General features: G+C 61.4%; 18 protein-coding genes and 1 tRNA gene. 8 read left to right on the forward strand and 11 right to left on the reverse strand.

Going from position 1 to position 17863, the window contains the following annotated elements:
• Positions 1-69 precede the first annotated feature (69 nt).
• From AB4Z19_RS15245 to AB4Z19_RS15260, 4 genes are all read left to right on the forward strand, one after another.
• Complete coding sequence (locus AB4Z19_RS15245; RefSeq protein ID WP_442035561.1) at positions 70-402, forward strand: energy transducer TonB; 333 nt, start codon at positions 70-72, stop codon at positions 400-402.
• A gap of 78 nt (positions 403-480) precedes the next feature.
• Entirely contained in the window at positions 481-780 is a 300-nt protein-coding gene (locus AB4Z19_RS15250) for an energy transducer TonB (protein ID WP_442035562.1), read from the forward strand.
• A 108-nt stretch (positions 781-888) separates the two neighbouring features.
• Positions 889-1452, forward strand: a complete 564-nt coding sequence (locus AB4Z19_RS15255; RefSeq protein WP_442035563.1) for a hypothetical protein — start codon at positions 889-891, stop codon at positions 1450-1452.
• Between the two features lie 82 nt (positions 1453-1534).
• Positions 1535-1912 carry a hypothetical protein gene (locus tag AB4Z19_RS15260; RefSeq protein WP_442029345.1) on the forward strand — a complete coding sequence of 126 codons (378 nt, stop codon included), beginning with the start codon at positions 1535-1537 and terminating at the stop codon, positions 1910-1912.
• 231 nt (positions 1913-2143) lie between these two features.
• Here AB4Z19_RS15260 and AB4Z19_RS15265 read toward each other — a convergent pair whose 3' ends face one another.
• On the reverse strand, positions 2144-2593 hold the full coding sequence (locus AB4Z19_RS15265; RefSeq protein WP_442029346.1) for a hypothetical protein: 450 nt from the start codon (positions 2591-2593) through the stop codon (positions 2144-2146).
• A gap of 71 nt (positions 2594-2664) precedes the next feature.
• On the reverse strand, positions 2665-3741 hold the full coding sequence (locus AB4Z19_RS15270) for a quinone oxidoreductase family protein (protein WP_442035564.1): 1077 nt from the start codon (positions 3739-3741) through the stop codon (positions 2665-2667).
• Between the two features lie 92 nt (positions 3742-3833).
• On the opposite strand from AB4Z19_RS15270, the gene AB4Z19_RS15275 reads away from it, so the two are divergent.
• Entirely contained in the window at positions 3834-4772 is a 939-nt protein-coding gene (locus tag AB4Z19_RS15275) for a LysR family transcriptional regulator (protein WP_442025561.1), read from the forward strand.
• On the opposite strand, the gene AB4Z19_RS15280 is transcribed toward AB4Z19_RS15275, so the two are convergent.
• Positions 4726-5427 (reverse strand): hypothetical protein, encoded by a 702-nt coding sequence (locus AB4Z19_RS15280; RefSeq protein WP_442025562.1) that lies wholly within the window; start codon positions 5425-5427, stop codon positions 4726-4728. The two genes, AB4Z19_RS15275 and AB4Z19_RS15280, sit on opposite strands and share 47 nt — an antisense overlap.
• A gap of 147 nt (positions 5428-5574) precedes the next feature.
• Between AB4Z19_RS15280 and AB4Z19_RS15285 the strand changes: the two genes are divergently transcribed.
• Positions 5575-5880 (forward strand): hypothetical protein, encoded by a 306-nt coding sequence (locus AB4Z19_RS15285; protein ID WP_442035565.1) that lies wholly within the window; start codon positions 5575-5577, stop codon positions 5878-5880.
• Between the two features lie 6 nt (positions 5881-5886).
• Here AB4Z19_RS15285 and AB4Z19_RS15290 read toward each other — a convergent pair whose 3' ends face one another.
• From AB4Z19_RS15290 to AB4Z19_RS15325, 8 genes are all read right to left on the reverse strand, one after another.
• Complete coding sequence (locus AB4Z19_RS15290) at positions 5887-6675, reverse strand: sterol desaturase family protein (protein WP_442025564.1); 789 nt, start codon at positions 6673-6675, stop codon at positions 5887-5889.
• A gap of 88 nt (positions 6676-6763) precedes the next feature.
• The gene (locus AB4Z19_RS15295; protein ID WP_442025565.1) at positions 6764-8071 is read right to left on the reverse strand and encodes an adenylosuccinate synthetase; all 1308 of its coding nucleotides are present in this window, start codon (positions 8069-8071) and stop codon (positions 6764-6766) included.
• Positions 8064-9035 carry a VWA domain-containing protein gene (locus tag AB4Z19_RS15300; RefSeq protein WP_442025566.1) on the reverse strand — a complete coding sequence of 324 codons (972 nt, stop codon included), beginning with the start codon at positions 9033-9035 and terminating at the stop codon, positions 8064-8066. The genes AB4Z19_RS15295 and AB4Z19_RS15300 overlap by 8 nt, the downstream gene beginning before the upstream one ends.
• Before the next feature lie 18 nt (positions 9036-9053).
• Positions 9054-9938, reverse strand: coding sequence for a protein kinase family protein (locus tag AB4Z19_RS15305; protein ID WP_442035566.1), 885 nt, complete (start codon positions 9936-9938; stop codon positions 9054-9056).
• Positions 9939-10103: 165 nt separating this feature from the next.
• Positions 10104-10179 (reverse strand) — tRNA-His (locus tag AB4Z19_RS15310).
• A gap of 93 nt (positions 10180-10272) precedes the next feature.
• Complete coding sequence (murI, locus tag AB4Z19_RS15315) at positions 10273-11118, reverse strand: glutamate racemase (RefSeq protein ID WP_442025568.1); 846 nt, start codon at positions 11116-11118, stop codon at positions 10273-10275.
• Positions 11118-12644 carry a fumarate hydratase gene (locus AB4Z19_RS15320; protein ID WP_442025569.1) on the reverse strand — a complete coding sequence of 509 codons (1527 nt, stop codon included), beginning with the start codon at positions 12642-12644 and terminating at the stop codon, positions 11118-11120. The genes murI and AB4Z19_RS15320 overlap by 1 nt, the downstream gene beginning before the upstream one ends.
• A 21-nt stretch (positions 12645-12665) precedes the next feature.
• Entirely contained in the window at positions 12666-13271 is a 606-nt protein-coding gene (locus AB4Z19_RS15325; RefSeq protein ID WP_442035661.1) for a YqhA family protein, read from the reverse strand.
• 202 nt (positions 13272-13473) lie between these two features.
• Here AB4Z19_RS15325 and acs point away from each other — a divergent pair, with 202 nt between their 5' ends.
• Together acs and AB4Z19_RS15335 are read left to right on the forward strand one after the other, a co-directional pair.
• A complete protein-coding gene (gene acs, locus AB4Z19_RS15330) occupies positions 13474-15465 on the forward strand; it encodes an acetate--CoA ligase (RefSeq protein WP_442035567.1) in 1992 nt (663 codons plus the stop codon).
• Positions 15466-15603: 138 nt separating this feature from the next.
• Positions 15604-17862, forward strand: coding sequence for a TonB-dependent receptor (locus AB4Z19_RS15335; protein WP_442027190.1), 2259 nt, complete (start codon positions 15604-15606; stop codon positions 17860-17862).
• Position 17863: the final 1 nt, after the last annotated feature.

Raw genomic sequence — 17863 nt, forward strand, 5'->3', positions numbered from 1 at the left:
CGCCGCCGGGCCTCGCCGCGCGGCGGCTTTAATAACAAGTTTTTTAATTATCGCTTTTTGGGAATTTGTATGAACAAGCATCTGATTGGTTTTATCGCCGCCTCCGTCCTGTCTACCGCCGCTTTCGCTGGCGAGACCCCAGCCGTATTCGACGCCAAGAACTGCAAGGCTGAATACCCGAAGGCCTCCCTGCTGAACGAAGAACAGGGCACCGTGTCCATGTCTTTCCTGATCTCCGCCGGCGGCGAAGTAGTGGATTCCAAGATCGAAAAGTCGTCCGGCTTCAAGAACCTGGACAAGGCCGCCATCAAGGCAATCAGCGCTTGCAAATTCAAGCCGGGCACCAAGGACGGCGCTGTAGCGCAGACCTGGACGCGTGTTGACTACGCGTGGGCCCTGTAATCCGAACGTAAAGTTTTCAAAACTTTTTAGGGGAACGAGATGTCTACGAAGCTTAGTGTTGTTGCAGCAGCTCTGTTTATGAGTGCATCGGCCGCTTTCGCTGCCGAAGTTCCAGCCTCCTTCGACGCCAAGACTTGCAAGGCGGATTATCCGAAGGCCTCCCTGATGAATGAAGAGCAGGGTACTGTGTCCATGTCTTTCCTGGTCTCCCCTGGTGGCGACGTGAAGGATTCCAAAGTGGACAAATCTTCCGGCTTCAAGAACCTGGACAAGGCCGCGATCAAAGCGATCAGTGCCTGCAAGTTCAAGCCTGGCACGAAGGACGGCGCTCCGGCCGAAACCTGGACCAAAGTGGATTACGCCTGGAAACTGGACTGAACTCGTCCCCAAAACCAAGAAAAACCGGCTCACAAGGCCGGTTTTTTTTCGCGCCAGAGAGTCCCGGCTTCTGTTAATCTGCAACTATTGTTTGCTCGGGTAACATAAATGAGAGTTTTGGTCTTCCTTCCCATGCTTGGTGCGCTGCTGTCCGGCTGCGCCATGTTTCGCGATTCGAACGATCCCGCCAAGGATAAGCAGTATGTGGTGGTGGTCAATTCGCTGACCTGGGTTAATCCTGTGTCCGGCAAGAAGGATGGCACCCGCACGGCCTGGCCGCTGGTGCAGCTGGCCAATAATGAGGAAGTATTCCCGCTGGCCCAGATCAAACATTGTCCCGAGAACCTGCCCTGCGCCTGGGGTGTGCTGAGCGCGGCGCGCAATATCACCCGCTACGCTTATGCACCGGGCGGCGTTACGCTCGATATCGGCCTGGACGTGGACGTGCACCGCCGCCAGCAGGACCGCCGCCGCAATTTCCACACCTCGCTGGCGGTGCCGTCCGATGTGCCGGCCCTGAGCTACCAGAAATCCCAGCTGCAGACGATCGCCCTGCCTTACGGCAAGGTGTACCGGGTGGATCTGGAATACGGCATTAGCTATGCGATTTGCGCCCAGCGCATGAGCGCCGAAGGCCGGCCGGTCGACAAATGCGATATTCCATATATCTAGAGTTTTCCCGCTGTAAGGAGTTGTAAATCCGAGGCAGGCGCTGTCCGAATTCCCTATAGTATTCAATGGGAAGGAGATTTTTATGAAGACCTTATTTATCCTGCCGATCGCCGCGCTGATCCTGGCAGGCTGCGCGGAACCTGGACCGCGCTATGCAACGCGCAACGTCGATCCTTATCAATGGCATACCGTGTCGGTCACGCCGGTGCAGCCTGGCACCGTGGCGTCGCAGCAGGGCCGTGTCGAGTACACGACTGAAGCTGCGCCGGCCTATGTGCAGCAGCCGACGTATGTCCAGCAGCCAGCTTATGTGGCGGACCCGGTTTATGTGCCGGCGCCATACTACTATGCACCTGCACCAGCGTATTACTACCCGCCGGTGACGCTTGGCCTGGACTTCGTGTGGTTTGGCGGCGGTGGACACCGCGGCGGCTGGTGCTGCCGTGGCCGGCGCCACTAAGCCTTAGTGTGCAAAGAACAGCGGAATGTGTCCAAGCACGTCCGCTGAGCACAGCAGGAAGGTGGAAGTGGCCACCAGGCCCAGCAGCAATGCGCTGCCTGCAATGGGATGATGGGACATGATGTTCTCCTTAGTCATGTTCCCATCTTAGGCGGCTGGGCCTTGGGCGGGCATCGGTAAAAAGTCCGAGCCCGTGTAGGACAATTGCTCGTCGTTAAGTCGCGTCGCGGCTTACTTTTTTCCCCACAGAACGATAGCGCTTTCCGGCGCAGTATCCATGGCGTCCGCCAGCTCCAGCCACGCCTGGAGTTTTTCCGGCAGGCGCAGGGTGATGCCGGTGCCGTCGATATAGCCGATCTGTTCCAGATACTTGGCATCCATCTTGGCTTTGGACACGGTCGGCGCAGCCATGACCATGCGGTCGTACGCCTTGCGCGCCTTGTTTTCCCACTTGTGCAGGCCGCTTTCATCGAAGCGGTTGGCTTCGAAATACACCATCAGCGAGCCATCCGGATTGCCGAAGCCCACAATGCCGGCGCCTTTGCGAATGGTGGTCGAGTTGGGCAGGTCGAATTCTTCGGTGGGGACGAACACGGCGGCGCGGCCATCCTGGTTGGGACGGCCGACCGGCGTGTCCTTGCTATAGGTCGTAATGCTACCGACAACATTTTCCGCTGACATATGCTTAATTCCTGTTGCAAACAATATGAACATTCTAGCGGGAAATAGATGTCGTATGACAACGCTTGAAATTAATTTTGTAACTGCACCACGGTCGCCTGCAAGCCTTGCATATCGCTAGCTGCGCGGGCGGCTTCCGGCAGGGCTGCCAGCGCAAAACTGCGCACTGTCACGGGCGACAAATCGAGCTGCTTTCCGCGCAACAGGGCGATCAGGGCCTGGGCATCTTCAGGCTGATACATGAAATTGCCCATGATTTCCCAGTTGTTCAGCATCAGCGCGCCGTAGGGCAGGGCGAGTGGCACGTTCATGCTGCCCATCAGCACCAGGCGGCCGTTGCGGGCCAGGCTGTGCAGCACGGCGAGGGTGCTGTCGGCGCTGGCAGCCTGGCCGATCATATCCAGCGCCATGTGCACGCCGGCCGGCCCGGCCACTTCACGCAGCATGGCTGCATCATGCTCGACGTCGCCGGTGAGGACGGCGGCCACCACGCGGCCCTTACCCAGCGCAACCAGCGGACGCAAGGCTTCTGCGCGGCGGCCGACCGCCAGCACCTTGCCCGCGCCCATGGCCAGCGCAGCCAGTACGGCTGCCGAGCCGAAATAGCCGCTGGCGCCATTGATGGCGACCGTTTCGCCGGCCGCCAGGCGTCCGCGGCGCAGGCCGCCGAACGGCACCAGGAATTTTCCGAGGACAGCCAGGCGTTCGGCTGACATATCGCCCAGGCCATCCAGCGGCAGCACGGTGGAGGCCGGCATCTCAGCCACCTCGCGCAACGTGCCGTGCGGGAAGGTTTGCTGGAGTGGACCGCTGTCGGCGTCGATGGCGGTGAGTCCGATCAGGATGCGGGCCGGTTCCGCCACCGCATCCGGCGCCTGCCACAGCGGATGCACGGCGACGCGCTGGCCCGGCTTCAGGTGATACACGCCATCGCCGACCGCCAGCACATGGCCTACGCCGTTGGTGCCCGGCGTGAAGTCGCCCTGCGGGTAGCCGTAGGGCAGTTCGCCTTCCAGATAGGCTTCCGTGTAGCTAAGCAGAGGCACGGCGTCCATCCGCACCAGCACAGCGCCGGGGCGTGGCGTCGGCTGTTCGATGTCCTGCAGTTGCAGGGTTTTGGCTTGCTGATTGAAGATCCAGGCTTTCATGTCGTTTGCTCCGTTGAGTGGTTGGCGTTGATTGAACTTTAGCGAAGCGGGACGTATAGTTGAAATCGATTCTATCAACACGAGCTATCGATATGGTCAATATGCGTAAGGTGGACCTGAACCTGCTGCTGTCGCTGCAAGTGCTGCTGGAAGAGTGCAATGTAACGCGCGCGGCGCAGCGGCTGCATCTGGGGCAGTCCGCGCTGTCCTCGCAGCTGGCGCGCTTGCGGGAGATGTTTGGCGATCCGCTGCTGCTGGCGTCCGATACCGGCCGTGGCATGGTGCCGACGGTGCGTGCGCTGGCGCTGTTGCCCGAGCTGCGCAAGCTGCTGGTGCAGATCGAGGCGGTAGTATCCGCCGCACCGGGCTTCGATCCCATGCGGGTCGAGCGTGATTTCCGCATCGCCGCGTCGGACAATGCAGCGACCACCCTGGGTGCGGCTTTGATGGCGAAGCTGCCGGTGCTGGCCGGTCCCGGTGTGCGGCTGGCCTTCGTGCCGGCGGACGCACAACTGATCGCAGGCCAGCTGGAACGGGGAGAGGTGGACCTCCTGATCGGCTCCGAACGCATGCTGCCGCACACCATGAGGGCGCGCAAACTGGTGGATGAACATTTCGTACTGGTGCAGCGCAAAGGCCATCCACGTGGCGACCGCAAGCCGACGCTGAAGGCCTACTGCGCGCTGGAGCATGTGCTGGTGTCGACCAGCGGCGGCAGCTTTCTCGGCTACATGGACGAGCAGCTGGCGCGGCAGGGCAAGGCGCGGCGCGTGGCGCTGTCGGTGTCCAGCTTTCTGCTGGCGGCGCAACTGGTGAGCGAGAGCGATTACGTAGCCACGCTTCCCAGCAGACTCGCCGCGCGCCACGCGGACCGGCTGGACAGCTTCCCGCTGCCATTCGAAGCGGGCGGCTTCAGTTTGTCCGCCGGCTGGCATCCGCGCTATCACGCCGACCCGGCCAGCATCTGGCTGCGGCAGGCCTTGCTCAGCGTAGCCAGCGCAGGCGCGAACGCGGCGTCGGATCGAGGGTGATCACTTCCGGCGCGGCGCGCAGCAGGTCGGTCGCCACCAGTGCCCGTGTATCGCGCGCCGCAGCCAGCGCCGCATCGCTTTCCGCTACGCCCAGCCACACCAGGTGCGGACCGTCCGTGCGCACGGGCAGCTGGGGGAAGTTGTTGGCCACGTCCAGCGTCCCCAGCACACCGCATTCGCGCACACCTGCCTCGCGGTAGCGGCGGAAGCTGGGATCGGCCAGCTGCGTGAACTTGTCCATCGCGCCCGGCTTGGGTGTGCAGATGATGGCAACCGCCACGCCCTGCGCAGCACCGGACTCCTTGACTGGATCGACAGCCGGCAGCACTGGCACGCCGCGCTCGGGATGCAGGGGGCGCAGCAGCAGGACGTTATCGCTGTCCGTCATCAGACCGTTCAGCGTGGATTTGTGCTCCTTCCACACCTCGCCGTAATAGAAAGCCGAATTGACGATGGCACGGTCCTCATAGCTGCGGAAGCCGCGCAGCCAGATAAAGCCGTCCGGATTGTCGCGCTCCGCGAACTGGCCCAGCGCCATCGCGCGCAGCTGCTGGAAGGCCTCAGGGAACAAGGTTTCGAAATAGCGCGCAAACGCGGTGCGCTGGCCCGGCACGATGGTGTAGCGCCGGAATTCAATGACTGGAAAATCGCTCATGATGCCCTCGTAAGTGGAATGCGGCCAGCATACGGGAGCATGCGGACAGTTTCTGCCCTGATTGAACACGAACGTCGCGGGCTGGCGCAGCTGAACCGTGCTAGTATTGTTGGTTAATTAACTAGCCAAACCAGCAGTGAGGTGTACATGCGTTTCAACTGCAAGACGAATCATGGCGACGTACTGGCTGTCGTGAGTCATCCCGCCGACGGTGCGTCGGTCCGCATCGAATGGACGGCCAGCGCCGGACAAGGCGGCGCCCGCCAGATCGAGTATCGCTTCGCAGGGCCAATCAAAGTGCCAACCACGTCGACCGATCCGGCACGTCATATAGCGCACCGGGCGCTGTCCCACTTCAATCGCGCGGGCGGCATGGCAGTGGCCGAAATTACGCATCTGCGCATCGAAGACCTGGAACCCGACCTCTCGCTGCACCTCGACGCGCTGGCCTGACTTAGCTCATTGCGTCACTCTTGTTGCACGCAGGCTGCGCAGGGGCCAGATCACAGCATCGGCAAACCCTTTTGGTTCGTCACTGGTATCGAGTCCGGTGGGCGGGTATTCGTCGGGCTGAGGTTTGTGATAAGTGCCGAAGATGACGTCCCAGATGGTGAATATCGCCGCGAAGTTACAGTCGAAATGCTCGGGCAGGCAGGAGTGATGCACGCGGTGGTACTGCGGCGAGTTGATGATGCCCGATCCGCGGCCGAAGCCGATGCGGATATTCATGTGCAGGAAGACGTTGTAGATGCTGGCCACGGCGTACATGCCCAGAACTACGCGCGGTGTTTTGAACAGCAGGCCGATGAGCAGGTGAATGGTCACCATCTTTAAAGCCTCCTCCAGCCAGAAATGGCGGTTGGTGGTAGATGCGTTCAGCGCCGTATCGCTGTGGTGGAAGGAGTGCATGGCCCACATGGCGGGGAAGCGGTGCTGGGCTCGATGGAAAAGGTACTCCATCAGATCCGCAGCCAGTGTGTAGGCGATAAAGCTCAGGGCCAATCCCCAGCCGGAGCCGGGTAGCGCGATCCAGCCGCCGCCAGCCGCGTTGACCGCAGCGACCGTCACGATAGACACGCCAGGGGCAATCAGCGCCTGCGCCAGCATATACAGCGCCGTGTAAATCAGATTGAATGCGCTGGCCCCAGCCGGCTGTTTTTGCGCAGGCGCCAGACGCTCGATGGCCAATGCGACAATGATGATAGCCAGGAAAACCAGCACACCGACCAATGTGGATACAAAATCCATAGCCTGCGTCCTCTCTGCTCCTGGCCCATCTTATGGCGCAAGGGCGCGTGGCAACAAGCTTTTTAAGGCGCAGTGCTGCTTTTACGCGTCACGGCAGACCAACGTGGCGGTGCGTTGGCCCGAACGAGCCTGAGACGACGGGCAGCTTGGCCACGGACTGCAATTCATCGATAAAGGCAGCCGCGCCGGCAATGGGCGCGTGCGAATAGCTCGGCACCGCTGCACCAAGCTGGGCGCACAGCACCTCCTGATGCGCAAGATCGCGACAGGTTGGGAGCGTCAGCTCGCGGACCTCGCGCCCCGCGATGCCATAGCTGTGCGCCCAGTGCAGCTTTGCCCCGCGCGCGAACACGTCGAGATGGCTGGCCAGCAGGCCGTCGATTCGCTGCGCGACGGCCAGCGCGTAGCGCAGCAGCACGGCGTCCGGGTGCCCGCGCCGGAACGCGCCCTGCCAGCCACTGTCCTGGTTATGCGGCTCCGCCAATTGATCCAGGGCGCGATCCTCGGTCGGCAAGGGGCCTTGTCCGTGGCGCGTCAGGTAGCTGCGCATGGCGCCGAGATGGACGATGCGCTCGTTCAGGCCATAGGACGCCAGCACCGCGTCTGCGCTGGCAGGCCCGGTGCTGCTCCAGGTGGTGTGCGGATGAAAGCCATGCCACTCGTCGAGCAGCATGCCCTGCGCGCCTTCCATGACGACGCTGCCTGGCCGTCGCAGTTGCGCGCTGATTTGCTCCGGCTGCGCAGGACGCACCAGCGCGGTCAGGCGCTGGGCGTGCTCAAGCCACAGCCTGCCGAAGCCAGGATCATTGAGAATGCCGGCATCCTGCGGGCTCAGTGCGAGCGCGCCATCGGGCAGCGCTCCGAGCAGGTTTAAGCGCAGGGCCTCCAGCTTGTCGAGGGCTTGCGGTGCATGCAAGAGGTCTACGTAGCGGATCGCCTGATCCGGATGGCGCAGTGCATGGCCAACCGTTTCGCCAAAACCCACGCCGCAGCTTCCGTGCGCACCCGTGCCGCGCGCGCGTTCGCGCAAGCGCCCGGCGGCTTCGTGATAGGGCGTTGTGACCAGACAGCGCGCATCGATCAGCAGGCGGTTGAACGCATCGCTGACGCCGGCGCGTTGCAGAAAGCTCTCTTCCACCAAGAGCGCGGTCGGATGCACGACGACGGGCGCCGACAAAATGGTAGCAACGCCGGGATTGAACGTGCCTGCGCCGAACTGCGAGAAAGTGTGCTGGCGCCCATCAGGCAGCACTACGTTATGGCCAGCCTGGGCGCCGCCGTTGAAGCGCACGACCGTGTGTGCTGATTGCGCGCGGCACAGATAATCCGTGAACAGGCCTTTGCCGCAGTCGCCAAATCCAAGTCCGATGACGGACGTGACGCGGCCCTCAACCAAAGAGGCGCTTCCACCACGAGCGTTCACCGACTGCCGCTGCGGACGACGAAGTTGGCACATCTTTGGCGATCGTCGGGTCCAGCAGCGCGGCATATGGGCGCAGGGCGCGCATGATGGCCGAGATGCGCTCGGATCGAATGCCTTGGGCGGTAAGCGTGTCCGGCAAGGTGTTTAGCTTGGCGCCTTCGGTCAGGGCGACAATCGATGCCGCGACCGCGCAGGTATCGTCCGGCGACTCCATGCAAATCACATGATCGCCGAGCAGCTCGCGCCAGCGTGCCTCGCAATTGCGGCGGCGGTGCAGGTCCGGGATCAGGAAGAACAGGTGGAAAGTCTCGGACGCCGCGGCGATCACTTCCTCAATCGGCAGGTCGTGATCCAGCCGCTCGCCGACCAGCGCTTCGATCTGGTGGCGCGACACTGCAGGGTAGGGGCGTTCATCGCCAGTCAGGAACAGGTAGCCTTTCTTGCGGCGCTTGACCCAGCAATCGAGATCGGTGTGCTGGGCTGCCATGTAGAAGGCCAGCTCGTAGCTCTCTTCGCCGGAACCGCCACCGCCGCCCTCGATGAAACTCCAGGTCAGCCACTGGTCCATCAGCTCCGCCGTTGATTCGAACTGTCCGACCTGCAAGGCCGCACGGTCGGAAGTCGCGTCACCGATTGCCATGAACTGAATTTGCGGATCGGCGATGCCGCAGGCCGTCAACAGGCTCATAAAGGTTGGCAGCTCCCGGGTCGCCAGCTGGTGCGGAATATTTCCCATTGATCCGGTTACATCGAGCGCGAAGACAATGCCCAGCGAATGCGGGTGGTCGGCATTGTCGCGCGACTCGCGCATCTTGATGCCGTGTGGGTTCATCAGCGGATGGCAATTGGTCTGCTTGAACACTTCGTTGCGCGATGCGGATGCGCGATCGGCGACCAGTGCAGCGTGCGCCGCGTGGGAGTAGTTACCGTGCCCCATGGCTTCTCCAGTGATTGGTTATGGTGTTGGTTGAAAGGGTAGAAAGCGCGGTGCGCCGAAGGCCGCCGCCGCTGCTGCCGTGAGCTGCTGGTAAAGTCCTTGTGCACCCTGGGAGCGCAGCCAGCGCGTGTCGGTGCAGGCGAGGGACAGCAGTTCGGCCAGGGGCGCGGGAACGGATCGGGGCAGATCCGGTTCGTGGCCGCTGGCGCTGGACCCGGCGAGCAGGGCGCGCATGCTCCAGGCGGATTGCATCAGGTCGCGCGTCGCATCGCCGCCGCGGCTTGCGCCCGACCAGCCGATCAACAGCACGCCATGGTCGTCAGGATGCACCAGCATGTGCTCCAGGCTCACGCGGCCATGACGCCAGCCTATGCCATGCACGTGCGTCAGCACTTCCAGCACGCGCCGCCACATCCACACGACATGGCGTGGATCGAGTCCGGACGCGTAGGCGCGGTGCACTTCGGCCAGACTGCCCCAATATCCGGGAGGATGGCGTAAAGCGAGTACCGTGCTGCCTTCGCCGTCCGGCCCCAGGGCCACGGGCTCTGGCAAGCGCTGGGAAAAATAAGCGGAGCCGGTCGAGCCATCGGCCTGCAGCTGCCGCAGGATGTGATGTTCGCCTTGCAGTTTGCCTGCGTCCGCGAACTTCAGGACCACGTGCTCGCCCAGGCGGCCGCAGCGCCGCGCCAGCAGCACGCGCGATGTGGCGCCCTGATAAAGCTGGCGGATGGGAAGATAGCGGCGGCTGCCGCAGCCGATTTGCTGGCTGTCCGGTTCACCCTGGAAGCGCCGCAGGGCCTCGCGATAGCGGGCAGTGTCGACCACGTTGTCGGTACGCGTAACGGTCGCGCCACAAAAAGGGCAATCGACTGTGCGCCAGATGGCCTGGCGTGGAAGCATGCCCCCGCACTGCGGGCAATTCAATGATTGGAAGTCCACGCAACTCCTGAAAGTCGACAGTAGTACGCGTCGATTATATTTCAGGGATGCCAAATTGCAAATGTTGGCCGTGGCCGAAAGGCGGAAATGAAAAAGCCCAGCGCGAGGCTGGGCTTTTAAAATTCTTGGGGTGGCTGATGGGGCTCGAACCCACGACAACAGGAATCACAATCCTGGACTCTACCAACTGAGCTACAGCCACCACTGAAACTGCTTTCTGACACGCCATCAGCGCGACAGAGCCGGAATTATACTGGCTTGACTGGCACTTGGCAAATGCAAATGCAGGATTTCTTCAAAATTGCCCGATTTGCACCGGTTCGATCACCGGGCGCAGTCCCAGCAGGTCGGAAAATGCCTTGGCAATGGCTTCCGGACTGCCGCTGGTGTAGCAGTGCAAGTGGGCTGGCGTGCCGCCCGGGCGCTGCAAGCCGGCGCTTTCCAGAAGGCGGGCCAATTGACGTGCCACGGCGTCGCCGGTGTCGATCAGGGTCACTTCGCTGCCGCCATGCGCCGCCACGACCTGCGCAATGGCTTCGCGCACGAAAGGATAGTGGGTGCAGCCCAGAACGACGGTGTCCGCGCCTTGATCCAGCAGGGGAGACAGGAAGCCGCCCAGCATGGCCAGTGTGGCCTCGGAAGACAGCTCGCCCATTTCGATGCGCTCCACCAGACCGCCGCAAGGCTGCAGCAGGAATTCGGCTTTCGACGAAGCGGAAATCTGGTCGCGCAGGGCCAGGAATTTCTCGCCTTTCAGTGTGCTTTCGGTCGCCAGCACGGCCACCTTGCCATTGCGCGTGGCCGCGGCGCCCGGCTTCAGGCCCGGCTCCACGCCAACGATAGCCAGACCGGGATGGGCTGCGCGCATGGCTTTGATGGCCGCCACCGTGGCCGTATTGCAGGCCACGACGAGCGCCTTGGCGCCACGCGACAGCAGGAAGTCCGTGATGGCAAGCGAACGCCGCACCAGCCAGTCCTCCGTCTTTTCGCCATAGGGCGCGAAGCCGGAGTCCGCGAAGTACATCAGGTGTTCCTGCGGCAGCTGCGCGTGGATATGGCGCAGCACCGACAACCCTCCGACGCCGGAATCGAAAATGCCGACAGGTCCGTCGGCGGAGGGCAGGGGCGCGTGGTGGGACATTAAGCCGGAACAGCCGCTTTCAGCGACTCGATCTTCACCGCCCACTCTTTCGGGCCGGTGTTGTGCACGGAGGTGCCGGAGGAATCCACAGCCACGGTCACAGGCATGTCGACCACGTCGAACTCATAGATCGCTTCCATGCCCAGATCTTCGAAGCCGACCACTTTGGCGCTCTTGATCGCCTTGGACACCAAGTAGGCCGAGCCGCCAACCGCCATCAGGTAAGCCGACTTGTGCTTCTGGATCGATTCGATCGCAGCCGGGCCACGTTCGGCTTTACCGATCATGGAGATCAGGCCGGTCTTCTCCAGCATCATGTCGGTGAACTTGTCCATGCGGGTAGCGGTGGTCGGGCCGGCAGGGCCAACGACTTCGTCGCGCACCGGATCGACCGGGCCAACGTAGTAGATCACGCGGTTGGTGAAGTCCACTGGCAGCTTCTCGCCCTTGGCCAGCATGTCCTGGATGCGCTTGTGCGCTGCATCGCGGCCGGTCAGCATTTTGCCGTTCAGGAGCAGAGTCTGGCCTGGCTTCCAGGACGCCACTTCTTCCTTGGTCAGAGTGTTCAGATCAACGCGTTTGGACTTCTCGGTGTCCGGAGCCCAGGAGACATCAGGCCAGTCGGACAGCTTCGGTGGCTCGATGTATGCCGGGCCGGAACCATCCAGTACGAAGTGAGCGTGACGGGTCGCAGCGCAGTTCGGGATCATGGCGACCGGCTTGGATGCAGCGTGGGTCGGGTACATATTGATCTTCACGTCCAGCACGGTGGTCAGGCCGCCCAGGCCTTGCGCGCCGATGCCCAGAGCATTGATCTTGTCGCACAGTTCGATACGCAGTTCTTCCAGCTTGTTCTGCGGGCCGCGCTTTTTCAGCTCGTACATATCGATGTCTTCCATCAGCGACTCTTTTGCCATCAGCATCGCTTTCTCGGCGGAGCCGCCGATACCGATACCCAGCATGCCTGGCGGGCACCAGCCGGCGCCCATCAGCGGCACGGTCTTCAATACCCAGTCCACCAGCGAGTCGGACGGATTCAGCATCACGAACTTGGTCTTGTTCTCGGAGCCGCCGCCTTTGGCAGCAACGCTCACGTCAACGGTATTGCCTTCGACCAGTTCCATGTGCACCACGGCCGGGGTGTTGTCTTTGGTGTTCTTGCGCTCGAAGTGCGGGTCGGCCACGATGGAGGCGCGCAGCTTGTTGTCGGCGAAGTTGTATGCGCGGCGCACGCCTTCGTTCACGGCGTCGGTCACGGTGCCGCTGAAGCCTTCGAAGCGAACGCCCATACCGATTTTCAGGAAGACGTTGACGATACCTGTGTCCTGGCAGATCGGACGCTTGCCCTCGGCGCACATGCGCGAGTTGGTCAGGATCTGCGCGATCGCATCTTTGGCGGCCGGGCTTTGCTCGGCTTCATAAGCGCGTGCCAGGTGCTGGATGTAGTCGGCCGGGTGGTAGTAGCTGATGTACTGCAGCGCGGCTGCGACGGATTCAATCAGGTCGTCTTGCTTGATGATGGTCATGATGTTGGCTCGGTTGGCTAATTAGTGCTTCGATTCGTTTTGCGTAACTGTGGTGATGCGGTCTGTGTAGGCAATCGCCATTGCCGACAGCAGGAATACGACGTGGATGGTGGTCTGCGCAATCAATACCTTGGCATCGTAGGCCGAGGCGTTGATGAAGGTCTTCAGCAGGTGGATCGAGGAAATGCCGATGATGGCCATGGCCAGCTTGGTCTTCAGTACGGAGGCATTCACGTGCGACAGCCATTCCGGCTGGTCCGGATGGCCTTCCAGGTCCATGCGCGAGACAAAGGTTTCATAGCCGCCCACGATGACCATGATCAGCAGGTTGGAAATCATGACCACGTCAATCAGGCCCAGCACCACCAGCATGATGGTGGTTTCGGTCAGCTTGGTGGGCATGGCGGCGCCAGGAACGGCGACGGCCTGCAGAATGTGATCCAGCGCGGCTTCATTGCCCATGGCAGCGCCGATCAGGTCCTTCAGCTCGACCCAGAAATGGAAAACGTAAACGCACTGCGCCAGTATCAGGCCGAGGTACAGCGGCAGCTGCAACCAGCGGGACATGAAAATGAAAGCGGGGATGGGGCGGAGGCGTTTGCCGTTTGGATTCTGGTGTTCGGTCATCGGCTGAATTCTGGAGGGATGGTCGGAAACACCCGACATTCTACACTCCCGCATGGCTGCCTGCTCATCCGGGAAAGTGAGTAGAATTGTGTAAACGGCCAAATTGCCGGGAATGCCAAAGTGGTGTTATCCCTACTGTAAGGCCACAGTAAGCGACAATCTCTATTGTTGTTTGCAAATCATCACTAAACTGGAGACAAGCATGACGACTCAAGGCGCCGACCAGCAAGGTCCAATGGAATCCCGCATCTTTGCGCCATCCGCAGAATTCGTGAAGCAGGCCACCGTGTCCGGCATGGAGGCGTATAAAGCGCTGTGCGACGAGGCAGAGCGCGACTACGAAGGTTTCTGGGCGCGCCTGGCGCGCGAGCACGTTGAATGGAAAGAGCCATTCAAGCGCACCCTGAACGAAGACAATGCGCCGTTCTACAAATGGTTCGAAGACGGCAAGCTGAATGTGTCCTACAACTGCCTGGACCGCAATCTGAAGAACGGTAACGCCGACAAGACCGCCATCATTTTTGAAGCGGACGACGGCGCCGTCACCAAAGTCAGCTACCAGCAACTGCACGACAAGACCTGCCAGTTCGCCAACGGCCTGAAATCGCTGGGCATCAGGAAGGGCGACCGCGTCATCATTTACATGTCCATGTCGGTGGAAGGCGTGGCCGCCATGCAGGCTTGCGCACGTATCGGCGCAACGCACTCCGTTGTGTTTGGCGGCTTCTCCGCCAAGTCCCTGCAGGAGCGCATCATCGACGCGGGCGCCGTGGCCGTGATCACCGGCGACGAGCAGCTGCGCGGCGGCAAACAGCTGCCACTGAAGGCCATCGTGGACGAAGCGCTGGCCATGGGCGGCTGCGAAACCATCAAGAACGTGGTGGTGTACAAGCGCACCGGCGGCAACGTCAACTTCCAGCAAGGCCGCGACATCTGGCTGCATGATCTGTTGAAGGACCAGGCTTCGACCTGCGAACCGGAATGGGTGGATGCGGAACATCCGCTGTTCATCCTGTACACCTCCGGCTCCACCGGCACGCCGAAAGGCGTGCAGCATTCCACCGGCGGCTATCTGCTGTGGGCTGCGCTGACGATGAAGTGGTCGTTCGATATCAAGCCGTCCGATACCTACTGGTGTACCGCCGATATCGGCTGGGTGACTGGCCATACTTATATCGCTTACGGCCCGACCGCTGTCGGCGCAACGCAAGTGGTCTTCGAAGGCATCCCGACCTTCCCGCATGCGGGCCGCTTCTGGGAAACCATCGCCAAGCACAAGGTCAACATCTTCTATACTGCACCGACCGCGATCCGCTCGCTGATCAAGGCATCGGACGTCGATCCGAAAGTGCATCCGAAGAATTTCGATATTTCCTCGCTGCGCCTGCTGGGCACCGTGGGTGAACCGATCAATCCGGAAGCCTGGATGTGGTACTACAAGAACGTGGGCCAGGAACGCTGCCCGATCGTCGATACTTTCTGGCAGACCGAAACCGGTGGCCACATGATCACCCCGCTGCCGGGCGCAACGCCAATGGTTCCGGGCTCCTGCACGCTGCCGCTGCCGGGCATCATGGCGGCCATCGTGGACGAAGCAGGGCAAGACGTCCCGAATGGCAGCGGTGGCATCCTGGTCGTGAAGCGCCCATGGCCATCGATGATCCGCACCATCTGGGGCAATCCGGACCGCTTCAAGGCGGGCTACTTCCCTGAGGAACTGGGCGGTAAATATTATCTGGCCGGCGACGGCGCCATCCGCAATGCCGAAACGGGCTACTTCACCATCACCGGCCGCATCGACGACGTGCTGAACGTGTCCGGCCACCGCATGGGCACCATGGAAATCGAGTCGGCGCTGGTCGCCAATCCGCTGGTTGCCGAAGCTGCGGTGGTGGGCAAGCCGGATGAAACCACCGGCGAATCCATCTGTGCCTTCGTGGTGCTGAAGCAGGCCCGCCCAACCGGCGACGACGCCAAGCGCATCGCGACCGAGCTGCGTAACTGGGTCGGGAAGGAGATCGGTCCGATCGCCAAGCCGAAAGAAATCCGATTCGGCGACAACCTGCCGAAGACCCGCTCCGGCAAAATCATGCGCCGCCTGCTGCGCGTGCTGGCCAAAGGCGAGACGATCACCCAAGACGTCTCCACCCTGGAAAACCCCGCCATCCTCGAGCAACTGAAAGAAACCTCGTAAGTCCCCCAAGGTGTCAGCCACATCGTGGCTGACACCAGCAGTCGCAGTGGGTTTTGTCATAAAAGTGTCATTGCTTTATCATCAATATGTCATGTTTGTCACCTAAAGTCAGTGGCTTTACCCACTTGACCGACAAACATGACCTCTCCCGCACTCAAGCCAATGGCCCTGAGCATTGCTCTTGGCCTAGCCAGTCTGCACGCCTTCGCCGCTGACGTTCCCGACGCCGCTTCCCCGGCAGCTGATGCGGCCGCAGAAGGCAACATCGCCACCGTGATCGTTTCCGCCTCCACTGGCGCCTACCGCCGCGACGAGTCGGCCAAAGGTACTGCCAGCTCGGTAGCGCCGACCCAGTCCGCGCTGGAAGCCACGCAGCCGCAGTCCATCATCACGCGCGAGTTCATTGAGTTGTCGGTCGCACCGACTGCCGAATACAGCCGCATCGTCAACATCGCGCCAAGCGTATCGGGCGATTCCGCCAATGGACCGGGCCTGTCCGAAACCAAGACCACCATGCGCGGCTTCGGCGACGACCAGTACAACATCACGTTCGACGGCATCCCGTGGGGCGATACCAACAACCCGGCGCACCACTCGACCTCCTTCTTCCCTGGCTCTGTGATCGGCGGCGCCATCGTGGAGCGCGGCCCAGGCACCGCAAGCAATCTCGGTTACGCCACCTTTGGCGGTTCGATCAACCTGTTCTCCAAGCAGGCCAGCCGCGAACAGGCGGCCAGTGTGTTCGCATCGGTAGGCCGCTGGAGCACAGCCCTGGCAGGCGCTTCGTTCGAGTCCGGCCGACTGCAGGACTTCGGCAACGCCACGGTGCAGCTGAATTACCAGCACCTGAAATCGGACGGCTATCTCACGCTGAACAAGATCCGCAGCGATAACTACTTCGCCAAGTTGCAGCGCAATATCGGCAGCGACACCGTGCTGACCGTGCTGTCCACCGTCAACCGCATCCACTACACCCAGCCCGACAACAACAAAGGTCCAACGCTGGCACAAGTGGCGCAGTTCGGCGAGAACTACAGCCTGAACGACGACCCAACGAGCTTCAACTACGCGGGCTACAACCACACGACGAAGGACACCGACTTCAATTACATTCGCCTGGAAACCGCGTGGGGAAATGGCTGGAACACGGACAACAACCTGTACACCTACTCGTACAACAACCAGACCATCTCGTCAAGCGACCCTACCGGCGCCACCGCGCCCGGTACCAAGGCTGGCCCGGCCGGTAACAAGGACATTCCGGGTATCGACAAACAGAACAAGTACCGCGTGTACGGCGACATCTTCAAGGTCAGCAAGGAGATGCAAGCCGGCCTGGCGCGTGCGGGCTTCTGGTATGAATACTCGGACACCGACCGTCATCAGTACGATATCGACCTCACCCTCGGCAATATCCGCGATCCGCGCGAAACCAAGCCGACGCCTGTGACCTTCCCAAGCGTGCTGTTCGACCAGCAGTCCACCATCCGTAACTTCCAGCCGTTCGCTGAATTCGAATGGCATGCGACCAATGAGCTGACCGTCACCCCGGGCGTGAAATACGTGAGCATCACGCGTTCGGTGGACGCTGACGTGAACCAGACCACACGCCTGCCGCAGCACACTTCCGTGGACTATCACACCACGCTGCCGTTCATGACTGCGAACTATCGCATCAATCAGGGCCTGGCCGTGTATGCGCAGTACGCGAAAGGCTTCCAGATTCCTGATCTGAAGTCCTTCTACATTGCCGATCCAACGCATAACAGCACGGAACCACAACTGTCCACCAACTACCAGGCGGGCATTGTCGGTAAATCGGACAAGCTGACCTGGGACGCTGATGTCTACAAGATCGACTTCAAGAACAAATATGTGTCCAACGGCCAGGGCGGCACAGCAGCGGCATACGTCAACCTGGGCGGCGTGACTTACAAGGGCGTTGAAGGGCAGGTGACCTGGGCGCTGGGCAACGGCATCGCGCTGTATGCCAATGGTTCCTCCAACGAAGCGAAGGCTAAAGACACCGACAAGACCATCTCCGGCTCGCCTGATATGACTGCGGCCATCGGCGCCTTGTACAACAATGGTCCGTGGGCGGCATCGCTGATCAGCAAGCGTACCGGTAAAGTGCACCAGGTCGATTACGACGCGAGCAAGCCGGCGGCCTACGACCAGTACGAGACGCCTGCTTATACGAACACCGACCTGTCGCTAGCCTACCGCTTCGATCATCCGGGTATGAGCCTCAAGGCGCTGAAGCTGCAGTTCAACTGCTTCAATATGTTCAATCAGAAAAAGGTGACCGCGATCTCGACCGGCAAGACGGCGGCCTTCGATCAGTACACTTTCCAGGCGCCGCGTAGCTATCAGGTGTCCATGAAAGCGGACTTCTGAT

The organism is Pseudoduganella sp. RAF19, assembly GCF_052114165.1.
Taxonomy (GTDB): Bacteria; Pseudomonadota; Gammaproteobacteria; order Burkholderiales; family Burkholderiaceae_D; genus Rugamonas.

Bases quoted from the DNA above. Each gene is read 5' to 3' on its own strand.
- AB4Z19_RS15245 (WP_442035561.1), top strand. From the start codon at position 70: ATGAACAAGCATCTGATTGGTTTTATCGCCGCCTCCGTCCTGTCTACC.
- AB4Z19_RS15250 (WP_442035562.1), top strand. From the start codon at position 481: ATGAGTGCATCGGCCGCTTTCGCTGCCGAAGTTCCAGCCTCCTTCGAC.
- AB4Z19_RS15255 (WP_442035563.1), top strand. From the start codon at position 889: ATGAGAGTTTTGGTCTTCCTTCCCATGCTTGGTGCGCTGCTGTCCGGC.
- AB4Z19_RS15260 (WP_442029345.1), top strand. From the start codon at position 1,535: ATGAAGACCTTATTTATCCTGCCGATCGCCGCGCTGATCCTGGCAGGC.
- AB4Z19_RS15265 (WP_442029346.1), bottom strand. From the start codon at position 2,593: ATGTCAGCGGAAAATGTTGTCGGTAGCATTACGACCTATAGCAAGGAC.
- AB4Z19_RS15270 (WP_442035564.1), bottom strand. From the start codon at position 3,741: ATGAAAGCCTGGATCTTCAATCAGCAAGCCAAAACCCTGCAACTGCAG.
- AB4Z19_RS15275 (WP_442025561.1), top strand. From the start codon at position 3,834: ATGGTCAATATGCGTAAGGTGGACCTGAACCTGCTGCTGTCGCTGCAA.
- AB4Z19_RS15280 (WP_442025562.1), bottom strand. From the start codon at position 5,427: ATGAGCGATTTTCCAGTCATTGAATTCCGGCGCTACACCATCGTGCCG.
- AB4Z19_RS15285 (WP_442035565.1), top strand. From the start codon at position 5,575: ATGCGTTTCAACTGCAAGACGAATCATGGCGACGTACTGGCTGTCGTG.
- AB4Z19_RS15290 (WP_442025564.1), bottom strand. From the start codon at position 6,675: ATGGATTTTGTATCCACATTGGTCGGTGTGCTGGTTTTCCTGGCTATC.
- AB4Z19_RS15300 (WP_442025566.1), bottom strand. From the start codon at position 9,035: ATGGGGCACGGTAACTACTCCCACGCGGCGCACGCTGCACTGGTCGCC.
- AB4Z19_RS15305 (WP_442035566.1), bottom strand. From the start codon at position 9,938: ATGCTTCCACGCCAGGCCATCTGGCGCACAGTCGATTGCCCTTTTTGT.
- murI (WP_442025568.1), bottom strand. From the start codon at position 11,118: ATGTCCCACCACGCGCCCCTGCCCTCCGCCGACGGACCTGTCGGCATT.
- AB4Z19_RS15320 (WP_442025569.1), bottom strand. From the start codon at position 12,644: ATGACCATCATCAAGCAAGACGACCTGATTGAATCCGTCGCAGCCGCG.
- AB4Z19_RS15325 (WP_442035661.1), bottom strand. From the start codon at position 13,271: ATGACCGAACACCAGAATCCAAACGGCAAACGCCTCCGCCCCATCCCC.
- acs (WP_442035567.1), top strand. From the start codon at position 13,474: ATGACGACTCAAGGCGCCGACCAGCAAGGTCCAATGGAATCCCGCATC.
- AB4Z19_RS15335 (WP_442027190.1), top strand. From the start codon at position 15,604: ATGACCTCTCCCGCACTCAAGCCAATGGCCCTGAGCATTGCTCTTGGC.